This window comes from Mycobacterium adipatum, from assembly GCF_001644575.1.
Lineage (GTDB): Bacteria > Actinomycetota > Actinomycetes > Mycobacteriales > Mycobacteriaceae > Mycobacterium > Mycobacterium adipatum.
On record NZ_CP015596.1, the window covers coordinates 425,887 to 447,150 of the forward strand.

Consider the following 21,264-nt stretch of genomic DNA (forward strand, 5'->3'; position numbering starts at 1 on the left):
AAACGCCGACCAACCTCATCGGCAGCCAAGCCAAGCACCAACCACCCCGGCCCGCAGCCCGAACCGAGAAATCACCGCCGACCAGGCGCTACGCGAACCTCGTTGTTTTTTGCGCCATTACTACCGGGACCCCGAAGAAGGCGGCGAGAAAAGCTGCCGCCGACGCCGAAAGCGCGCTGAGCCGCAAGATCGGCGGTCGCGCTGCACAGTTGGCAGCGAAGAAGGGCGCGGTGCTGGCTGCCAAGCAGGCGGGTCTACGGGCGGCGGCGCTGGCCGTCGGTGCCGCGATTCCCGGGCCGGGGTGGCTCGTCGCCGGGGGATTCCTGGTCGGCTCGTTGATCATCGATCAGCAGATGCGGAACATGATCACCGGCATCTTTGCCTCGGGGCTGGACGCCAACCAGCCACCGGCACCGCCGACGACGACGTGGCTACCCGCCACCGATGACAACCGGCAGAACGATATCGGTCCCGCTGATGCCAAGCTCGCGGCGCTCAACGAGCACATCTCCGGTATCGAGCCCGGGAGCCGCCGACTGTGGCACCTGCAGGATTCCGAAGTGCCCGCTCTGACGAACCTCAGCGGTGCAGTGTCCAAGCTCAATGCGGCGACTGCGCGAGCCGCAGAGGTGTCGTCGAACTACACTGCGCTGCTCAACAATGCGCCTGAGCAGTGGGGCGAGAAGCTGAAGACGGCGCGCAGTGATGCGGCCCAGGTGATCGCGGATTTCGGGCCGAAGGCCGGGTCGCCGATGGCGACTGCATTGTCTGCCGCTGCGGCAGCTGGAAATGAGGCGTATCAGCGGGTCCGTGAAGGTAACGCGATGGCCCGTCAACAGCTGGCCAACTCCCATGGCCGGTTCCTCGGCTTCCTCGGCGGCGGCTACGGCGCGGAGAACCTGTCGGCCAACATCCCTGCGATCGAGGAGGCCGCACGAGGCGTTGCTGCGGCAGATCAACGCATCTCGGACGCTGTGCGCGACTGGAGTACCGCTGCGGTGCGCGCAGAGCCAGGCCCAATCGGTGCCTCGCTGCCCGTTCCCGAGAGCAAAGCACCCGAGCCCGACAAGGACTCCGAGGAGAAGGACACCCCCCTGCTCGAGCCGACATCGCCGATCGCCACGGCACCGTCAGCCGACACTGCGCCTCCCGGGCCCGACCTCACCCCGCCGCAGGGCATCAACAATCCTCTGGCCGGGCCAGGCGGGGCTCCGATGGGGATGGGACCGCTGGGCGGCGCCGGCAACCCATTCGGCGGTGCCGGCCCCTCCGCAGGCCCCAAACCGCTCAGCGACATCATGTCCAATCTTCCCGAGCCACCCACCAAGCCCGACGACGCCGGCGAAATCAGCGACGACGTGCTGCCCGACGATGAGCAGAAGACCACGGACGATGGCCCGCAGGAACCGAAGCCCGACGAAGGTCCCCGGCCGAAAGCTCAGCCAGAACCGGTGGTGAAGGTTGACGAGCCCGGCCCGGAGATTGCCGAGATCGGCGCCACGACTGAGCCGTCGGCGGTGGTCAACGTCGAAGGTGTCGGCCCGGTCGACTTCAAGGACCCCAAGATCGCTGAGGTCGTTCAGCGGATGCAAAACGCCGAGGACGGAGCACCCGTATCGGTGCGATCAGCAGCACAGGACCTGGGGATCCCTATCGGCGAGCCGGGTACCGATATTGGCTCGGTGGTCGCACCCGACGACCTGCAGCCCGGCCACGTCGTGTCCAGCGCCGATGGCAAGGACTACATCTACGTCGGCGAAGACCAAGTGCTCGGCGAGGACAAAAGGATCTACCCACTGTCCAAGGTGGCCGTCTTCGATAGCAGCACCGACGGATTGTTCAGCCTCAACACAGGGTTCGTCGACGATCAGGGCACACCACAGGGGGTTGACGACGGTGGCATTCAGTTGGCCGCTGTTGAGGTGCCCGGGGCACAGGGCCCGGCCGCAGCATCCCCACAAGATCCGCCGGTGATCGTGCCGCCCGACGCGGGCCCATCCGGGCAGCCGCCTGTTGACCCCCCGGCGCCGGGGTCTGTCCCCGGGATGGCGCCGATCGACCCGACGAACATCCTTCCGTAGGAGGCTGGGGTGTCCAGTGACAAGTGCCAAGTCAGCGGGGTACTGACCGACGCGCTGCACAAGGTCGGCAACGAGTTCCGCGGGGCCGCTGAAGCCATGCCCGATGAAGTCCCTGCCGAAGGGATCGATCCAAGCACCAGTGAGGCGGTGAAGCAGTCGCACGAGAGAACGCGGCGCGAGCTCGATCGCGGCGCACAAGCCTCCGACACGGGCGAGGAGTTCACCGAGGACGTCGAGGAACGCGCGCGGGAATCGGCTGCCGACATCGAAGGGGTCAACGCCAAGACCGAGTTGTCCTCAGGGAATGTCAGCGGCGGTCCTATGCTGGGCCAGCAGCCCCCAGTTCCGGTGGCCCCGGCAGCAGCGCAGCAGCCGATGTGGACGGCCATGCCGCAGCAGATGGCGATGCCTGCTGCAGCGATGGGCTCCGCTGGCGGCGGTATGGGGGGTGGCGGGTTCTCCTTGCCTAGCTTCGCAAGTGCCGGCCCCGCCGGAGCGGGACGTCAAAGTGGGTCGGGGATAAGGGAATCAGCGCTCACCAAGGTTGGTGGTCCTGCGGTGTTCGGTCCGCTCGATGCGCAGCAGATGAAGAACGCGAAGGAGATCGTCAACACAGGCCTGAGGATGGGGGCCAGTCGTGACGACATCCAGATCGCCTTGATGACCGCCATGACCGAATCGAACATTCGACGATTGGCCAACGATTCAGTGCCGGAGTCGATGCTGATAGAAAACGATGGTGTCGGCCACGACCACGACTCCACAGGCCCGTTTCAGCAGCGGCAATCCTGGGGTGCGACAGCGGATTTGATGGACCCGTCTACCAGTGCCGAGAAGTTCTTCAACGAGCTGTTCAAGATCCCGGGCCGCGATCAGATGGATATGGGTGCAGCTGCACAGGCAGTGCAACGATCGGCCTATCCGGATGCGTACTCCAAGCATGAGCAATTCGCCGATCAGCTCCTCGACGCGATCTTCATGGTGTGAGCCGGTGGTATCCCAGGGGAGGGCCACAGCCACTGTCGGTGACGTTTGCGACCCGATCGACCGCCACCCCAGCCGACGCCGCGGTGGCGGGGCAGATTCCGACCGCGGGACCAGCTGGCCGCCATGACTCTCTCGCAGGGGCGGGTATGGGCGTTCTATGTCGCCGGCGCGCTGATACTCAGCGGCGGAGTGGCAGCTGGGGTTGTGACGAGCCGCAGCGGTGAAACAGCGACGCCCGATCCGGGCCCGCCGCCCCCACCATCGATCACGGTGAGCGCTCCTGGCATTCCGAGCGCGGTGTATCCGCATCAAAGCAGCGTGACAGCTTCGCCCGGGCCGTCGTGCAGTTCTGTGACGGCCGTCGACGCCGAGAACGTCTCACGCCAATTTGTGCTTGCTGTCGGAGAGGCCTACGCGGCGACCTCGCAATCGCGGCGGTGTCAGCCGGCCACCGTTGTGGCGTACTCCGAAGTCAAAGAGCGGGACTACACGATGGACTGTGCGCCGGCGGCCGAGATGGTCAGGTGCACGGGAGGCCGGTCAGCGGTGATCATCTTCCGGCCGGGCACCTAAACCGGTCGCGCAGGTGGCATGGATGCCCTGGTCCTGTGTACGTGCGTGCCCCAGTCGGCGGCCGCAGACAAAACACATTCCTGTACCGCGCCCCCATCTAGCGAGATCGTCGCTGCTCGCCACATTGGCGTGCAGGTAGACGCGGTACATGCTGACCTTGAGGTACTGCCAGCTGTGCTCGGTGGCGGGATCTCGGAACGTGGCGTAGAGATCGCCCTCCGGGGCCTGCACAATCCGAATAAGTTGGCCCTCGTAGATGTAGAAGCCGGCATCGACGTTCGCGCCGCGGTCGCGCAGCGCTCGGCCGGCTCGCGCTATCTCACGCTGAACGGCGTACAGACCATCGGTGCCGTTGCCGCCTCGGGCGATATCGATCCCAGTGGCCAGCATGTGGATGGACTGCTCGATCTGATCGGGGGTGGCCATCGGTGGCAACGACGGGATAGTGGAGACGTCAGCACCGGTTTGCGCAAGCAGGCGCATCGCTGAAACCCACTGGGCGCGCAGGCGCGGCAGTTCGCGCCGAGCGTCAACCAGGGAAGTCAGGTAGGCGATTTGGCGGTCGGCCTTGCCTGAGGGCCAGGTGGCAAGAACTTCCGGTGGTGTGCAGTCGGTGGCCAGGCGGCGTTGAAGCGTGTTGATCGCTTCAATTTGCTGCGGTCTGGCGGTCGATGCGTTCACGATTCGGTAAGGCTATCCGCCGGGAGCGGGTTCCTCCGCGGGCGGTGCTGGGGGAGGCGGCGGCGCAGTCACCGTGGCGGTGGCCGTCTGCCGTACGGTGGCGGTGGCCGTGACGGTCGGCAGCGGAGGGGGCGGCAAGTCGATCTCTTGCCCGCCGGGGACCTGGGTCGGGGTCGCGGCCGCCGCGTTGGTGGCGGACTCGGGCTGGACGGATTCCCTCAATGCCGCCGATAAGGATAGGTCGGGTCCGGTCAGCAGCAGGCTGGCGACCGACTCAGGGATCAGATTGGGCATTCCGGTCAGTCCGAGCGCGCTGGCGGCCGGGATGTAGTTGCCGTCGGGCTCGGGGATGATGGCGTAGAAAATTCCGGAGTCGCTGATGTAGCCGATCTGCTCGCGGGCTTCGGTGTAGGGAGCATCGGCGGTGAGGCGGACGAACCAACCTTTGCCAGGAGTGGAGATGTACTTGCTGGCGAGTTCTGCTTCTGCAGGGCGCAGCAAACTGACGGTGGCAGCGCGGGCCTCGTCAGTGACGGGGATGGACGGTGCGGTGAGAATGTCCAGTGTGGCGGTGTTGGCGCCCGCCGGCCGGTTCCACGAGTAGCACAGCGTGTCCGGGGTGATGATCGAGGGAACAGCCGGCGGATAGTGGTCCAACGAGATCTCGGCCGAGCGAGTCATGTGCGCGACCGCCGCGGAGTCTTCGATGTTCTTCTGCGCGCCGCCGGCTGCTATGAGCATCCTGGCTACTGGCAGGGGGACATCCTGCACGCCGGTGTCTTGGACCGCTGCGTAACGGTCGGAGCCGTCAATGTCCTTGTAGGCCAGCACATCTGCGTTGACGAATCCGGGTACCGCTGCCGATGGGCGCCCGGCGTCGGCGACGTCGGGAAGCTTCAGTGCGGGTACAGGGGGAATTGCGTTGAGCAGTCCAGCCGATACGACCATGGGGTCGGTGACCGATGTTGTCGGGATGCCCAGTGCCGAATGCATGGTGTAATCGGTCGCACCGATTTGGGCGCGGGTGTTCCGGAAGAGTAGCCACGGCTGGGGATCCTCCGGTGCGCGGACGATGACGGCCTTGTCCGGTCCCAGGGATGTTCCGCCTTCGCGAGGCTCGTTGCCGGCGATCACGGTGGTCTGCAGTGACCCGGCCTTGGTCAAAGAGAGATTTGCGCGGCTGTCGTGCCAATCGCAGACCTGCCAGGCTGATTCAGTTTCAGTGTGATGCAGTAGGGAATTGGGTGCGCCCGGGATTCCCATCGGCATACCTTTGGGGTACTTGCCGAGTACCTCGTCTTTGACGATCTTGGGCCGGTCGGATGATTTAGCGATGAGGTAGCCAGAGGCCGCGTTCGGTACCGCGTGGAGCCGGTCGACCTTGTCTTGGCCGGTGTAGAGGACAAACAGCCCGCCCTCCTGGCCCATCAAGAACTTTCCGATTCCTGTGTCCGGCTGAGGTTTCAGCCACGCCAGCAGCAAGGCGATGATCGTGATCACCGCGACGGCGGCGACTGACAACATGACCGAGGTCTTGACCATCGCGAAGGGACTGGTGAGCGCCACTTCGTCTCGACGGAACGCAGCTAGTCGCGTCATGCGCGCTATGTAGTTGCGCGCGTTGGCTTGTCCGGCTGTTGTGACCTTGCGGTGCGTGTCTTGGTCGATCCGTGGTGATGTCACAAGGGGCAGGATATGGTCGATTGATGCCGCGTCGGCCGCCACGCCGTAGCTTTCCCGTTATTCTTTGTGTAGCTGGGAACAGATAGCCGACTTCTCGGCATGCGACTAAAAGGGGACGCCGGTATGCCTGTGGAGCCGTGGGGTGCTTACCCGCCGGAGATGAATGCCGCTCGCTACAACGGGACCGGTCCTGGCCCGTGGCTGGGTGCATCAGCGGCGTGGGGAGCGATGGCGGTCAATGCGGCCACTGCCCTGGGGACGTTCTTCGCGCAGAAAGCGGATTTGGCTGCGCAGGTGTTCGGGGTTTCCTCGGCAGCCCAGCTCACGGCTGCCGGCGGGTACGGGGCGTGGATGGCCGGGATGCATGGTTTGGCCGATACGCATGCCGTGGCACTCGACGGCGCTGCTGCGGCCTACAGCATGGGCAAGTCCACGATGGTTCCCGAGCAGGCTGTGCTGGCCAACCGCGCGGCCTACGCAGCGGCGGTGGGATCGTCGATACTCGGGCCAGCTGATCCGACAGCGGTCGCCCTTGAGGTGCAGTACGTGCAGATGCACGCCCAGAACGCGGCCACGATGATGGGGTACGACACCGCCGCGACGACCGCGACGGTGTTCAAGCCCTCTCCGCCGCCGCCGCCGCTGGTTACTGCGATGCCGGGACAGACTTCGCTGGAGACCGCTGTTCAGACAGCGCAGGAGCTATCCGGTACGGGCAATCCTGGCGACATGATGACCAAGATGTTGCCCCAGGCGATGCAGATGATTCCGCAGGCTGCGCAACTGCCTGCACAGTTTGCTCAGATGATGTCCTCGCAGCTGGGGCAGATGTTCCAACCCGTCCAGCAAGTCATGGGCCAGCTGATGGCTCCGTTCTCGGGAGCGCTGGGCAACGGACTGGGTACGGGCAGCACGGGGATGGGGTCGGGTCTGGGGCAGGCCGCACGCGGAGCGGCGCCGGTGCGCGGCGGCCTGCCTCTCGGCGGCGGAAGCGGCGCAATGGGAGGCCTGGGCTCCCGGCTGGCGACCGGGGGATCCGGCGGGGTCACCGGAGAGCTCATCAAGCCCACTTCTACCGCTGTGCGTAGCGGCCCTGCATTCTCCGGGGTCCCGATGGAGAAAGCGGTCGCCACCACGTTGTCCTCTGGCGCCGGCGGAATGGGTGGCGGTGCTATTCCGCCCCGCCGCAGCCAGGACAAGAGCCATGGCGGCACCGAATACAAAGGTGGAGAACACATCTACCGCTCGAAGTCTCGTGAGGAACAGGAGCGGGCTGCATCGAACGCCGAAGAGGACGCCCTGTTCGACTGACCCCGGGGTTTAGCTGCCTGGGATCAAGGAGAAGTCCGTGGGTGGATGCGTAGACACCCCAAGGCCAACTCCAGGATTCTCCGTGGGGCGATCAGTCTTGGGATACACAACCTTGGGAGGCTCCGGCAGCGTCCGATTGGCGGCCGCTTCGCCTTGCCGGCTGGGCTGATACGTCGCATCCTTGACGGCTTCGCCGTCAACGATCTGCGGCGTGCATCCGGACAGCACCGCCATCGCCACGCCGACGACGGCTAGGCGCGTCCAGGAGCGGGTGCGGGCTGCATGCATGGGTGCCATGCTAGCCCGAACTTGCTCTCGGCGTGTCAAACCCAGGGGTCAGATCCAGCCATACAGTCGGTTGCTGTGAGCACTGTCGAATACAACCCGCGCGAGGCTAAACCCTTGCGTCCGCCCAGCAGCGACATTGTGATTGCCTCTCCGATCAAGCGGGAAGAGAAAGGCAAAGTCAGCCCCCTGAAGATCGTGCTCGGTCTCGCCATCGGCGTGCTGATGGTGTTTTTCCTGATCCTGATGTTTGTCGTCATGGGGCGCCAGCCCAATCCGATGATGCTCATGGGCTACACGATGATGTTCGTAATGATGGTCGGCGGCGTCGGCGCTGCCCTGATGCAAGGTTTGGGCGGCGGCGATGGCGAACTGGACCGCAAACGCCAGAACATCGACCTACAGCTCGCCGAGTCCGCGATCGACGTTCACGAAACCGCCAGCGTTCAACAGGCCGCCGCGCTGCATTTCCACCCCAACCCGGGCAATGTTCGTCGCCTGATCGAGCAGCGCGCTGCGACGTTCTGGTCAGGCGATGTCACAGCCGAGGCCGAGCAGGCAGTCCTGCGTATCGGTGTGGGTACGGCGCGGTTGTCCGTGGATCTCAATCCTGCCGAAGGTGGCCTGGACGAATCCCAAGAGCACCTCTACGAGGAATACAGCGCAGTTGCGGTTAGCCGGTTCCGCTCCCTGATGTCGGTCGTGCCCGAGGTCCCGCTGGCCCGCGAGATGAGTGCGCCCGCCTACGGGTTTCGCGGTCCGGACCAAGAGCGGATCAACGGTCTCGTCCGCAGCATCCTGGTCTCGGCAAGCTTCAAGTACTCGCCCAACAAGATCCTCATCGGAGTGATCTCACGCGATACCAAAGAGTGGGGATGGGCAAAGTGGCTGCCCCACAGTAGGGATCGACGGCGCGAGCCTGGACCGGCCGGCTACCGGCAGTTGGCGTGGCGCAGCTATGACGAGTTCCTCGCTGGCATGGCCGGCCAGTTCGATGCGCTGCACTCCGCCGGGACGCGAATGTATGTCGTCGTCGACGACCCGGATGTCACCCTGCGATTCCCGGCAGGATACGTCGAGGGAATACCAGGAGTTACCCTGCTGGCGGCCAACGTCCACTCCGATGCGGAGGTCACCGATCGCAAACACCGGATGCGGGTCGAAGGTCACAGACTGCTCCTGCATCAATCCGGGGCCGCCCGAGCCGATTACGTGACACGCTTTGATGCCGAACTGATCGCGCGGGCCATGGCTCCGATCCGGCCGCGTGGCTTTGGATACAGCGCGGACCAGCGGACTGACGTCGCGCCCAAGGCCGCTGCCGTGGATGTCGCGTCACTGCCGGCAATCATGGACTACCTCAACATCGGCAGCATCGATGATTTCGACCTGAAAAGCAGAGTGTGGGATCCCAACGAGTATACCGAGACGTTGGAATCAATGTTCGGTTATGTCCTCGACGAAAACGACACGCCCACAGGGGAACTAGCCAAGCTGGACCTCTTCGAGGTCGCGGCCGGCGGCACAGGTCCGCACGGCATGATGTCCGGCGGTACCGGCACCGGCAAGTCCTTCATGATGACCGCGATCCTATTGGGCTTGATTCTGGCGAACTCTCCTTCCAAGCTGCGCGTCATCATGGCCGACTTCAAAGGCGGTGCGACATGGAAGAAGTTTCGTGGGCGCATCGGACACGAAGTGGCGACCGTTACCAACTTGGAGAACGCGCTCGACCTTCTTGAGCGCATGAAAGACATCCTGACCGGTGAGCTGAACTATCGTCAGAGGCTCTTCGATAAGTATCCCGACGTCGACAAGATCGGGGACTACCGAGCGCTGCAGAAAGTCCATCCCGAGATGGAGAATCTGCCGTTCCTGCTGTTCATTGCCGACGAAGTGCATGAGTTCCTTGGGGCTCACCCGGAGTACAAGGCCGTGTTCGAACAACTCGGCCGGGTCGGACGCTCGCTGGGTCTGCTGGTCCTTTTGGCCTCGCAGTACCTCGATGAGGGGACCGTTGGCGACTTCGTGAAACACGCTATGTACGGCATCAGCCTGAAGGTGACGAAGCCCTCGGAGTCCAAGACGGTCCTCAAAGGCAACGAAGGGGCGATCCGGCTTCCCGCGGCGATGGTCGCGCTGTACGCCAAGACGGTGAACAAGCAGGATCTGATCTACCAGCGGGTGATGGCCTGGAACTGGGAGAAGCCGTATATGCGGCCGATCTCGGATACCGATCAGCCGACGCCGCCAGGTGAAGCCACGCCGCGCGCACTCGGCGCCGAGGTGCACACCGAAGATGTCACCGAGTTCGGCATGTACCACCGGCCCGACGTTCCCGAGGTCGGGGGTGAGGAGGTCGAGCAGGCCCAGGTCCAGCGGCGCACCGAAGAAACCGGGTTGACCGTCGCCGAAGCCGGTATCCGCCTCGTGCAACGCTGCAGTCGGGCGTACAGGTCACGGGAACTGTGGACAGAGCCGCTACGTCACCCGCTGTCGCTGCACCACATCGAATCAGGCTGGACGCCCGAACCGGGGAAGCTGCAGCTGCGGATCGGTGACGTCGACGTGCCGCTGGAACACAGGCGTGAACCGATGGTTGTAGACTTCTCTGGGTCTCAGTCCAACGCGTTGATTGCCGGCGGGAACAGGACCGGAAAGACAAACACGCTGCGCGCCATGATCGCAGCCTCAGCCCGCTTCTACCCGGCGAACTACGTGTCGTGGTACATCTACGACTACGCCGACACCGACATGGCATGCATGTCGACCTGGCCGAACGTGGGCGGGTACGCGACGCGCACTGACGAGGATATGTTCTCCCGGCTCTGGGGAGAGATTCACCGGATCATCGAGCTGCGGACGAGAGTGAGCAATGATCAGAACCTGTGGATCCCGGGCGGGCGTGCCTTCCCGGAAGATGATCTGCAAGGAATCCGAATTCTGATCAAGACCAGCGTTGGCGCGCTGGCGGGAAGGCACGCCCGTGCTCACGGTAGTAGACAACAACGACGACTCCAACGAGACCCGCAATGCGGCCGGTGCGGGCCGGTCGTTGCTCGACCAGATCGTCCGCGACGGTGCCCGGCAGATGCTGGCCGCGGCGTTGCAGGCCGAGGTCGCCGACTATGTAGCCCGGTATGCCGGTGAGGTCGACGAACACGGCCACCGACTGGTGGTCCGCAACGGATACCACGCCGAACGTGAGGTCGTGACCTCGGCGGGTGCGGTGGCGGTGAAGGCGCCCCGCGTGAACGACAAGCGGATCGACCCCGATACCGGCGAGCGCAAGCGGTTCTCCTCGGCGATCCTGCCCGCCTGGGCTCGCAAGTCCGAGCAGGTATCGGAGGTGCTGCCGCTGCTGTACCTGCACGGCCTGTCAACCAGTGACTTCGGGCCGGCGCTCGAACAGTTCCTCGGCACCGGCGCCGGACTGTCCGCATCCTCGATCACCCGGCTCACGGCCCAGTGGCAGGACGAGGCGAAGGCCTTCGGCACCAGGGACCTCTCGCAGGTCGACTACGTGTACCTGTGGGTCGACGGCATCCACCTGAAAGTCCGGCTCGAGCAGGAAAAGCTCTGCCTGTTGGTGATGCTCGGGGTGCGGGCGGACGGCCGCAAGGAACTCGTCGCCCTGGCCGACGGCTACCGAGAGTCCACCGAGTCCTGGGCGGACCTGCTGCGGGATTGCCGCCGCCGCGGGATGCGCGCGCCGGCGCTCGCGGTCGGGGACGGAGCTTTGGGATTCTGGCGGGCACTGCGGGAGGTGTTCCCCGCCACCCGCGAACAACGCTGCTGGTTCCACAAACAAGCCAACGTTCTTGCTGCACTCCCGAAATCGGCGCATCCGGGTGCGTTGGCGGCGATGAAGGAGATCATCGGGGCCGAGGACATCGACAAGGCGCAGTTGGCGATCGCAGCGTTCGAACGTGACTACAGCGCGAAGTACCCGAAAGCGGTGAAGAAAATCGTCGATGACGCCGACGTGCTGCTCGAGTACTTCCGGTATCCCGCCGAGCACTGGGTGCATCTACGCACCACGAACCCGATCGAATCGACCTTCGCGACGGTTCGGCTTCGGACCAGGGTGACCAAGGGCCCGGGATCACGGGCGGCGGGCATGGCGATGGCCTACAAGCTGATCGAAGCAGCGCAGTCGCGGTGGCGGGCGGTCAACGCACCACACCTGGTGGCGTTGGTGCGGGCCGGCGCAGTGTTCCACCAGGGCAAGCTCCTCGAACGTCCGGTCGACATCACCCCGGAACCATCGCCCGACACCCCAGTGTCCGAGGTCGCCTGACGACCCTCGATCCACAGGATTTGACTATTTCTCGACGAGAGTTATCGGGGACAACCGCATTCGCACATTCGAGCAGTACCTGGCCAAGAAGGGTGAACTAGGAGTCGAAGGCGACCCCTACGGGCACATCTTCTTCGCGGTGGATGGGCTGGACCGGATCCTTGACGACGCCGGCATGGAGTACATCGAACCGCGTGACGAGTGGGTGCAACTGCTGGCGAATGCGCCGAGGGCAGGCGTGCACGTCGTGTACACGACCCGGACGATCACCGAGCGCATGCCGAAACTCGTTGCCCAGACCAACATTCGGGTGTTCCACAACATGGAGGATCCTCAGGTCACCGATCCGGCGCTACGCGCCGGGATCAAGGCGATTCCGATCACAATGCCTGGCGGGTCGATCAACGCCGATCGGGTTGACTCCAATAACCGACCGCAGATCCTGCGGTCTCGCGTGCTCGTCCCCATCTCTGAGCGCATACAGCCCGACGGCGAGGCGAACGGGATGCCGTCGTTCAAGATCTGCGACTACAGTGCGAGGATCGAGGAAGTCGGCGTGCAGGCACGTACAGCTGCTGCGTCCCAGGCGCCGGCGATTCACCAAGTCCCCAACATCTTCGCCTACTCGACATTGATCGAGGCCTACAAGCACATCGATTACTCCAAGGTGCGGCGGGGAGCGCGGGTGCTACCCATGGGCGTCGATCGCGCAACCAGCCAACCTCTGGCGCTGGAGCTTGCTCAGGCGTCGCACATGTTCGTCGCCGGCACTGGACATGCCGGTGTGACCACCACACTGCGCACCGCCATCAACTCTGTCACGGCGATGTACACCCCCGACGAAGCCACCGTGGTGATCATCGACGAGAAATAGTCAAATCCTGTGGATCGAGGGTCGTCAGGCGACCTCGGACACTGGGGTGTCGGGCGATGGTTCCGGGGTGATGTCGACCGGACGTTCGAGGAGCTTGCCCTGGTGGAACACTGCGCCGGCCCGCACCAACGCCACCAGGTGTGGTGCGTTGACCGCCCGCCACCGCGACTGCGCTGCTTCGATCAGCTTGTAGGCCATCGCCATGCCCGCCGCCCGTGATCCCGGGCCCTTGGTCACCCTGGTCCGAAGCCGAACCGTCGCGAAGGTCGATTCGATCGGGTTCGTGGTGCGTAGATGCACCCAGTGCTCGGCGGGATACCGGAAGTACTCGAGCAGCACGTCGGCGTCATCGACGATTTTCTTCACCGCTTTCGGGTACTTCGCGCTGTAGTCACGTTCGAACGCTGCGATCGCCAACTGCGCCTTGTCGATGTCCTCGGCCCCGATGATCTCCTTCATCGCCGCCAACGCACCCGGATGCGCCGATTTCGGGAGTGCAGCAAGAACGTTGGCTTGTTTGTGGAACCAGCAGCGTTGTTCGCGGGTGGCGGGGAACACCTCCCGCAGTGCCCGCCAGAATCCCAAAGCTCCGTCCCCGACCGCGAGCGCCGGCGCGCGCATCCCGCGGCGGCGGCAATCCCGCAGCAGGTCCGCCCAGGACTCGGTGGACTCTCGGTAGCCGTCGGCCAGGGCGACGAGTTCCTTGCGGCCGTCCGCCCGCACCCCGAGCATCACCAACAGGCAGAGCTTTTCCTGCTCGAGCCGGACTTTCAGGTGGATGCCGTCGACCCACAGGTACACGTAGTCGACCTGCGAGAGGTCCCTGGTGCCGAAGGCCTTCGCCTCGTCCTGCCACTGGGCCGTGAGCCGGGTGATCGAGGATGCGGACAGTCCGGCGCCGGTGCCGAGGAACTGTTCGAGCGCCGGCCCGAAGTCACTGGTTGACAGGCCGTGCAGGTACAGCAGCGGCAGCACCTCCGATACCTGCTCGGACTTGCGAGCCCAGGCGGGCAGGATCGCCGAGGAGAACCGCTTGCGCTCGCCGGTATCGGGGTCGATCCGCTTGTCGTTCACGCGGGGCGCCTTCACCGCCACCGCACCCGCCGAGGTCACGACCTCACGTTCGGCGTGGTATCCGTTGCGGACCACCAGTCGGTGGCCGTGTTCGTCGACCTCACCGGCATACCGGGCTACATAGTCGGCGACCTCGGCCTGCAACGCCGCGGCCAGCATCTGCCGGGCACCGTCGCGGACGATCTGGTCGAGCAACGACCGGCCCGCACCGGCCGCATTGCGGGTCTCGTTGGAGTCGTCGTTGTTGTCTACTACCGTGAGCACGGGCGTGCCTTCCCGCCAGCGCGCCAACGCTGGTCTTGATCAGAATTCGGATTCCTTGCAGATCATCTTCCGGGAAGGCACGCCCGCCCGGGATCCACAGGTTCTGATCATTGCTCTACAATATGCTTCTACGCCCTCGATCGGTGCTGGCATCAATGAGTACTTCACGGAGAACTCGGGCGCCGCAAGGGCCTCAAGAGTCGCATAGCCGCCACTGTTTGACCAGGCCGCCTCGACGAACCGGCGGGCCAATTCTGTGGTCTTGTCTTCCGACATAGGATTCTCCTTTGCACTGTGCAGGTTTATCTAGATGGAATCAAACACTTTGGAGGTCGAAGTGTGAAACGCACTGCCCATCAGAATGCTTGGCGTGGTCAGCCGTTCGACCAGTCATCCAAATCGTGCATGTTTTTCCGCGAGGCACCACCGAGGTTTTTTGTTCCGATGAATCGATCGGGTCCTCATGCGGATGCCGGTGGAATGTTGGCATGTCGACCGCGGACGGTGAAAATACGACCGGGGTCACGTCGCGCATCCGCCATCCCTCGCTAATCGTCAAACGCCACAGCCAGGCGTGGTACCTCTACCACGCAGATACTAACCGCTTGTACGGTCAGGTTCAAGGTTTCTCGCATTTCCTCCAATGAGGGAACCGGCCAAACAGCAGCGCTGGGTTACGACAGGACAACCCGACCGCGAGGTTCATCGACCCCCAAAGGAGCCCGAGCGCATACTGCGGAGGTTCCGCGCATCGCTGCCGACGATGGTCAGCCATGTCGCCGTTTCTGCCTTCTCCGAGACCTGTTCTCCGGCAGAAAGGTCGGGCTGGAAGTTCGCACTCGCAGCGTCAAGGTGTGGGCCACAGCGTGAGTATTGCCGCGAGCATTCACAGCCAAACCGGTCGGGCGTCGCTCCAATCAAGAGCGACCTGATCGGCGTCTACGACTTCGAGCTGAGCGCGATTTGACGCGTAGCGCCAATAGGAGGCTGGCGATCGAAGAGATCATGTAGCCTGAGTGACTGACCGTTCGTACAGTCATGATCGCATGCTCGACATCCGGACCAAACGTTCTGGTACCCGTCGCGACCCACCGGGAGCCCATCAGGCAGGGCGAGCCCGACCGTCGCGTCACCATCAATACACCCGGCTGACCATAAGAGGCCCGCGAATGCAGACCGAAATCCCATCCCGCTCGACCATACCGACTGAAGTCCGTACTATCGCCCAGATAGTTGCGGACGATCTGCTGCTTGAAGGCGCAGAAGTCGACGCCATCGTGTGCAGCCTCACCGACGAACAGTGGTCGACGCCAACGCCGGCGGTCCCGTGGACTATCGCACATCAGATCGCACACCTTGCTTGGACTGATCAAGCATCGCTCATGGCGCTCAAGGGGCAGGAGGCTTTCGCCCCACTCGCCGAAGCTGCACTGCGGGATCCAGTACATGCAGTTGATGATGCCGCCTACGAATGGGCCCGTATACCTCGCACCGAGTTGCTCGCTGCCTGGCGGTTGGGGCGAGTTAGATTGCATGATGTCCTAAGCAGGGTCCCGGCAGGTCAACAGATTCCATGGTTCGGTCCTTCGATGAGTGCCGCATCGATGGCCACTGCACGCTTGATGGAGACGTGGGCACACGGGACCGATATAGCTGACGCGCTGTCATTGCGATTACCTGTCACCGACAGGCTCAAGCACATCGCTCACATGGGCGTGCGCACGCGAAACTACGCATACGCCCTGCACTCCCTCACGCCGCCAGAGGACGAGTTTCGGATCGAACTCACCACCGCAACCGGCGCAAATTGGACATGGGGACCGCCAGGCGCTGCCCAACGAGTTTGCGGAACGGCGTGGGACTTCTGCATGTTGGTCACCCAGCGGCGACACCGCGATGACCTCTCGCTCGTGGCGGTCGGCGAAGACGCTGATCGTTGGCTGGCCATAGCACAGGTGTTTGCTGGCCCGCCCGGCAACGGTCGAGCCTCACGAGACCTACCTTGAGCGGAGGAATTAGCGGCGGGACTGGAGAGAGGGCGGGACTGGAGAGAGAGACTGCCCCGAGTTCAGTTGACTCGCGGGGTGTGGATTTCAGGCCGCGGTTGCGACTGGTGTGTGCAACAGTTCGAACTCTATCGGGGTGAGCCTGCCGAGTGCCCGTTGGCGGCGGCGTCGGTGGTAGGTCCGCTCGATCCAAGCCACGATCGCCAGGCGCAGTTCGGCTCGGGTAGCCCAGCGTCGCCGGTCAAGCACGTTGCGCTGCAGAAGGGCGAAAAACGACTCCATGGCGGCGTTGTCCCCGCATTGACCGGCTAATCGGGGCCGATGGATCGCTGCTGCGGGTGGAATGGTTCATCGTCGGTGTGGTGATTTGGTGATCTTGCGGAGTTGTTCTTCGTGGCGTTTGACGATTTTGGCGAGGGCTTCGACGGCGGTGCGAAGGTGAGCGAGTTCGGTGGCGAGGCCGCTGAGGGTCCGGGCGTCTGTTTGTCGGGTCCGGTGTTCGTCGACGATGGCGCGTAGTTGTGGATCCCGGTAGAGCGTTGCGCGGCCGATCTGGGCCTGTTCGGCGACGGCGGTGAAGGTGATCGGATGGCCCTTGGTGACGAACTCGGCGCAGACCCGTTCGACCCTGGCTAGGGTGCTTTCGTTCATGCGGTCTCCGTTTGGGCGATGAGTGCGTCGAGTCGGGCGACGAGTTTGCGGTGCCGGTCTGCTTCGTCGATCCAGCCGCGTTGTTCGGCGTCTGCGGCCAGATCCTGAGCGTCGATGCGTTGGGCTGCAAGGACTCCCAGGTGGGTGGAGTCGGTGTGAAAACTGGGGCAGTGCTCGCAGATGTTGGCATACGGGCATGAACCTTGCGCGGGTGCGCGCAGGCAGTAGCCACCGGCGAGCCGTGATTTGATCGCTGGCGTGTCCTTCCATTGGGCGCCGGTGACGTCGGTGATCGGCAGCTGGGGCCCGGTGGTGGGCAGCGGCCCGATGTGGCTTTTCGCCAGGTCGAGGGCGCGTTCGTATTCGGTGCGCACGGTGTGGTCGAAGAGGTGGGCGTAGCGCAGGCTCATCTGGGTGGAGACGTGTCCGAGCAGGGCCATCAACGCCTGCAGTGACACTCCGGCGTTGATCAGGGCGGTGGCATAGGTGTGTCGGAGTTGGTGCGGTGTGATGTGCCCCAGGCCGGCGGTTTGCGCCGACCGGTTCAGCTCCTCGCGTACCGCGTTCTGGGAGAGTCGTTTTCCGTGGTGGGTGAACAGAAAATCCGCTGGCGCGCCGGTGCGGGGATGGACCATGGGGCGGCCAGGTGAGCGGATCGCGGTGATTCGGTCGACGAGGGTGAGGACTTCCTCGTCGAGAGGCACCATGCGTTCGGAGTTGAGCTTTCCGAGTGGGACCTTGAGCCAGGATCCTTGCCCGGGAATCTCATGTACGCAGTCCAGTTCGAGGTCGAGGAGTTCGCCGATGCGCAGTCCGCATGCCCTCTGTACCAACAGTGCATCGGCGGCGAGTCGGTAGGGCGACTCTGCCAGTGCCGCAGTGAGTTTGCGGTCTGCATCGAATTCCGCCTTCACATGTGTGGGTGCCAAATGGATGTAGCGGGCCGTGGTGTCCACGTGGGCGTGCCCGAGTAGTGCCTGCATCACCGCCAGATCCACACCGGCTTCGGCCATCGCAGTGCCGAACGTGTGGCGCAGTGCGTGCGGGTGACCGGCAAGCACGCCCGATTTGCGCCGGTGGTAACGGAAGATGGTACGAAGCCCCGCTGCAGTCAACGGCTGGCCCCGGTGCGGGCCTTTGGCGACCAGGAACAGCCGGGTGCTTGTCGACTCGGGTCGCTCGGTGAGCAGATAGGTTTGGATCAGACCCGCGACCTCGATGTCGAGGGGAACCCGGCGCTCCTTGGCGCCCTTGCCCATCACCCGAACCCAACGAGCACCCATATCGACATCGGTGACATCAAGAGTCAGCAGTTCCCCGGATCTCGACCCGGACAACAACATCAGACCAGCCAGGGATCGATCCCGCCACGTCCGCAGGCTCGACAACAGATCCGCAGTCTCGCGGCGATCCAACGACCTCGGGAGCCGGCGAGGTTCGCGTAAACGTAACGCGGATCGTCGTTTCGGCCGGACCAGGTGTCCGAGGAGTCCGTTGCGTTCTTCGGCGCTGACTCGCCGTGCTTCGCGTCCGCTGGGGATCGGGTTACCCAGGTCGGGTTCGCGCAGCGTACGGAAGGTGAACAGCCCCGTCAGGGCGGCCAGTCGGTGGTTGATGGTGGTCGCCGAATACTGGTCGAGGCGCTTGCCGGTCATCGACACCACATTGGCTGGCCGCCCCGCGATCGGTGTCTGGCGGCAATACCGCATGAAGTCGAGCACGGTCTCGGTGGTCACCGACTGCAGGTCGAGGTCGACGCTGCCCAGCCAGCGGCAGAACGCGAGTAGGTCATAGCCATAGGCACGCAGGGTCCGGGGTGAATAGTTCCGGTCGGCGAGATAGCCGAGGTACTCGTTGACCAACGCGTACTTTCCGGCACCCGGTCCGGATAACTTCCAGGCGACTTCGGTGCCGCGTTCCAGATGCAGCTCATGCTGATCCGTCATGAGACAAGTGCAACCCCGCCGCCTACCACCGGTCAAGCTTTTCCCTTGCCGGCGTGTCGTTTACGTGACTCACCGGCTCCCGATTAGCCGGTCAACAGGCATGCACCGACGCGACCCATCGACCCATGTAATCCGTTATGCGACAGCGCTTGAACGAATTTTCGTGACCTGAATTGACTGCCCCTGTCGGAATGAACGATCGTCGCAACAGGCGAGCGCAGCGCCACCGCATGTTCCAGGGCTGCCACCGCCAGTGAGGACTTCATCCGTGAGTCGATCGAGTAGCCCACAATCCGGTTGGAATAGACGTCTTTGATGGCGCAGAGGTAGAGCTTGCCTTCATCGGTGCGGTGCTCGGTGATGTCGGTCAGCCAGACCTGGTTGGCGGCCTCGGCGCTGAACAGACGCTCGACGAGGTCGTCATGGACCGGCGGGCCGGATCGGCGGTTCAGTCCACGTTTCTTGGCGAAGACTGACCAGATGCGCTCTTGGGAGCACAGCCCCGCGACGCGGTTTTCGCCGGCGGTAATCCCGCGCCCGGGCAGTTCGTCGGCGATGAACCGGTAACCGAAGGCAGGGTCATCGGCGTGGATGTCACGCGCGGCGTTGATCAGGTGTGCATCGTCCCAATCACGCTGGGACACGGGCGCTTTACACCACTTGTAGAACGCCTGGGTGGAGAACCCAAGGACCCGGCAGGTCACCGTGACGGGCACACCGTCATCGGCAAGGTCAAGGACCAGCGGGTACATCATTTGGGTTGGCGTCCCGCGACAGGTAGCCCACCGCGCGGCGCATCACTTCGGCTTCCTGCTCGAGGAGCTTGATCCGCTTGTGCACCTCGCGCACTTGCGCGGCGACGTCATCAGGGGCTGCCGCAAACCCAGGCCGGTCGACACCGTCCTCACGATCGGCGATCTTGAGCCAGCGGTGCAAGCAGGCCTCCGAGATCCCGAAGTCCTTCGCGATCTGACGCAGCGGCGCCTCACCCTTGCGGGCCACAGCGATCACGTCAGCACGGAACTCGGCAGGAAACGGTTTCGGCACGAGATTGATCCTTCCAGCAAGGACGAATCCTCACAGGTCAGGAGTCAACCAAGCCGGGGGCAGTCCCGCTTGACGCTTGGACGGCTGCGTGCGCCGGACGCAGGCGTCGTAGTAGGTGGACGGCGCAATCTTGCAACCATGCGCGGAGAGCACACGGCAGATCGGCTCGACGCCGTAGGCCTGCTTGTGGGTGTCGATGTAGTCGACGATCACCGATTGCGGCGGTCGAGCTCCGCCGCGAAGACAGTCGATGCAGATTTCAGAATATCGTTGGTTATCTCCAGCCTTCTGACTGCATGTCGTTGATGTAGGCGACACACCCTTTGAGGCTCATCGTGTTTCGTCGTGGACCGGTTATCTTTAGTGTCTATGACACCCTCACCGGGTTATGTGGTCCAACGGGTGGTGATGCCGTTCGGCGATCCGGAGTCGTGGACTGTGGTGGGTGCCGATGCATGCGCTGTGGAGCCGGTTGAGGCGTTCTTGGCTCATCTGCATGCGGTGGAACGATCTGCCAACACCGTGCGTGCGTATGCCCATGATCTTCGGGACTGGTTCACGTTTTGCGCCCGGTCAGGTCTGGGGTGGTCGAATGTACGCCTGGAGGATGTGGGCCGGTTCGTCGCCTGGCTGAGGTTGGGGCCAGAGTCCAGGGATGCGCCGAATGTGGTGGCGTTTCCGACCATGGCGCCTGCGGGGTGCTCAGGGGCGACGGTGAATCGGAAGCTGTCGGCGGTGTCGGCGTTCTATGAGTTCCATCAGCGCCACGGTGTAGATCTGGGTGATCTGCTGGTGACGTGGCAGCGACGGGGATCCGGTGGTGGTTCGTGGCGGCCTTTGTTGGCGCACTTGGGTTCTCGACCGGAAAAGACGCGACGGATCCGGTTGCGTGCCGACAAGCGGCTGCCGTCGACTCTGGATGAACAGCAGGTCGCAGCGGTGTTGGGGTCGTGCCAGCGGTTGCGGGACCGGTTGTTGTTCACCTTGCTGGCCGAGACCGGATTGCGCATTGGCGAAGCTCTGGGATTGCGCCATGAGGACATCGACGCTGCGTCGTGCGTGGTGTCGGTGGTGGGCCGTAACAACGCTAACGGGGCGCGGGCGAAGTCTGGCTCCCGTCAAGTTCCGGCGCCGGGCCAACTGATCCGACTGTACTGCGATTATCTGCATACCGAGTATGGCGACCTGGATAGCGATTACGTGTTCGTGAATCTGTGGGCTGATCCGGTGGGGGTGCCGATGAGTTACCGCAGCGTTTACGATCTGGTGCTACGTCTTCGTGCTAGATCGGGAATCATGTTCTCACCGCATGTGTTTCGCCACACCTACGCAACTGATCTGCTGCGCCGCGGGGTCGCGGTAGAGGTGGTGAGCAAGTTGCTGGGACACGCCTCGATCAGCACAACCGGTGACACGTACTCCCACCTGAGTGTGGAGGACACCCGCCGGGCACTGCTGGCCGCAGGGGTTCTCAATCACGACGGCGCACTGTGATGAGCAC

General features: G+C 63.9%; 15 protein-coding genes, 2 pseudogenes and 1 other annotated feature. Of the genes and pseudogenes, 8 read left to right on the forward strand and 9 right to left on the reverse strand.

The genetic code is table 11. The features are described from left to right. Positions 1-209 precede the first annotated feature (209 nt). Both A7U43_RS01945 and A7U43_RS29545 read left to right on the forward strand, forming a co-directional pair. Positions 210-2,081, forward strand: a complete 1,872-nt coding sequence (locus A7U43_RS01945) for a hypothetical protein (protein WP_048896599.1) — start codon at positions 210-212, stop codon at positions 2,079-2,081. A gap of 9 nt (positions 2,082-2,090) precedes the next feature. Continuing rightward, entirely contained in the window at positions 2,091-3,068 is a 978-nt protein-coding gene (locus tag A7U43_RS29545) for a hypothetical protein (RefSeq protein WP_053122705.1), read from the forward strand. Between the two features lie 540 nt (positions 3,069-3,608). Here the strand turns inward: A7U43_RS29545 and A7U43_RS01955 are convergent. Together A7U43_RS01955 and eccB are read right to left on the reverse strand one after the other, a co-directional pair. Beyond that, positions 3,609-4,322 (reverse strand): hypothetical protein, encoded by a 714-nt coding sequence (locus A7U43_RS01955; RefSeq protein WP_048896598.1) that lies wholly within the window; start codon positions 4,320-4,322, stop codon positions 3,609-3,611. 12 nt (positions 4,323-4,334) lie between these two features. Then, positions 4,335-6,047, reverse strand: coding sequence for a type VII secretion protein EccB (gene eccB, locus A7U43_RS01960; RefSeq protein WP_080989714.1), 1,713 nt, complete (start codon positions 6,045-6,047; stop codon positions 4,335-4,337). A gap of 81 nt (positions 6,048-6,128) precedes the next feature. Between eccB and A7U43_RS01965 the strand changes: the two genes are divergently transcribed. The 4 genes from A7U43_RS01965 to A7U43_RS01975 all read left to right on the forward strand — a co-directional run bounded on the left by A7U43_RS01965 (position 6,129) and on the right by A7U43_RS01975 (position 12,775). Then, complete coding sequence (locus A7U43_RS01965; RefSeq protein ID WP_165589055.1) at positions 6,129-7,316, forward strand: PPE domain-containing protein; 1,188 nt, start codon at positions 6,129-6,131, stop codon at positions 7,314-7,316. Positions 7,317-7,679: 363 nt separating this feature from the next. Further along, on the forward strand, positions 7,680-10,751 hold the full coding sequence (locus A7U43_RS30640; protein ID WP_197499943.1) for an FtsK/SpoIIIE domain-containing protein: 3,072 nt from the start codon (positions 7,680-7,682) through the stop codon (positions 10,749-10,751). Next, positions 10,657-11,901, forward strand: a complete 1,245-nt coding sequence (locus A7U43_RS30195; RefSeq protein ID WP_418028578.1) for an IS256 family transposase — start codon at positions 10,657-10,659, stop codon at positions 11,899-11,901. The genes A7U43_RS30640 and A7U43_RS30195 overlap by 95 nt, the downstream gene beginning before the upstream one ends. Positions 11,902-12,040: 139 nt before the next feature. Continuing rightward, the gene (locus tag A7U43_RS01975; protein ID WP_067990473.1) at positions 12,041-12,775 is read left to right on the forward strand and encodes an FtsK/SpoIIIE domain-containing protein; all 735 of its coding nucleotides are present in this window, start codon (positions 12,041-12,043) and stop codon (positions 12,773-12,775) included. 24 nt (positions 12,776-12,799) lie between these two features. Here the strand turns inward: A7U43_RS01975 and A7U43_RS01980 are convergent, their stop codons facing one another. Together A7U43_RS01980 and A7U43_RS29550 are read right to left on the reverse strand one after the other, a co-directional pair. After that, positions 12,800-14,113 (reverse strand): IS256 family transposase, encoded by a 1,314-nt coding sequence (locus A7U43_RS01980; protein WP_019344575.1) that lies wholly within the window; start codon positions 14,111-14,113, stop codon positions 12,800-12,802. Between the two features lie 39 nt (positions 14,114-14,152). After that, complete coding sequence (locus A7U43_RS29550) at positions 14,153-14,389, reverse strand: hypothetical protein (protein WP_156525815.1); 237 nt, start codon at positions 14,387-14,389, stop codon at positions 14,153-14,155. Between the two features lie 893 nt (positions 14,390-15,282). Between A7U43_RS29550 and A7U43_RS28960 the strand changes: the two genes are divergently transcribed. Beyond that, positions 15,283-16,119 (forward strand): TIGR03084 family metal-binding protein, encoded by an 837-nt coding sequence (locus tag A7U43_RS28960; protein WP_080989685.1) that lies wholly within the window; start codon positions 15,283-15,285, stop codon positions 16,117-16,119. Positions 16,120-16,206: 87 nt separating this feature from the next. Here the strand turns inward: A7U43_RS28960 and A7U43_RS01985 are convergent. The 5 genes and pseudogenes from A7U43_RS01985 to A7U43_RS30645 form a co-directional block, all read right to left on the reverse strand. Then, positions 16,207-16,425 (reverse strand): annotated as a pseudogene (locus A7U43_RS01985) (integrase core domain-containing protein); the annotation flags it as partial. Positions 16,426-16,467: 42 nt separating this feature from the next. Continuing rightward, the gene (locus A7U43_RS01990) at positions 16,468-16,770 is read right to left on the reverse strand and encodes a hypothetical protein (protein ID WP_048896469.1); all 303 of its coding nucleotides are present in this window, start codon (positions 16,768-16,770) and stop codon (positions 16,468-16,470) included. Next, positions 16,767-18,716: a tyrosine-type recombinase/integrase gene (locus A7U43_RS30200; protein WP_048896468.1), complete on the reverse strand. Its 1,950-nt coding sequence runs from the start codon at positions 18,714-18,716 to the stop codon at positions 16,767-16,769. Before A7U43_RS30200 ends, A7U43_RS01990 begins: the two co-directional genes overlap by 4 nt. A gap of 98 nt (positions 18,717-18,814) precedes the next feature. Further along, positions 18,815-19,763 (reverse strand): annotated as a pseudogene (locus tag A7U43_RS02000) (IS3 family transposase); the annotation flags it as partial. Between the two features lie 30 nt (positions 19,764-19,793). Continuing rightward, a complete protein-coding gene (locus A7U43_RS30645) occupies positions 19,794-19,976 on the reverse strand; it encodes a hypothetical protein (RefSeq protein ID WP_048896466.1) in 183 nt (60 codons plus the stop codon). Further along, positions 19,884-20,012: a sequence feature (AL1L pseudoknot), on the reverse strand. Its footprint overlaps the gene before it by 93 nt. A gap of 120 nt (positions 20,013-20,132) precedes the next feature. Between A7U43_RS30645 and A7U43_RS02015 the strand changes: the two genes are divergently transcribed. Beyond that, complete coding sequence (locus A7U43_RS02015; protein WP_048896465.1) at positions 20,133-21,257, forward strand: tyrosine-type recombinase/integrase; 1,125 nt, start codon at positions 20,133-20,135, stop codon at positions 21,255-21,257. Positions 21,258-21,264: the final 7 nt, after the last annotated feature.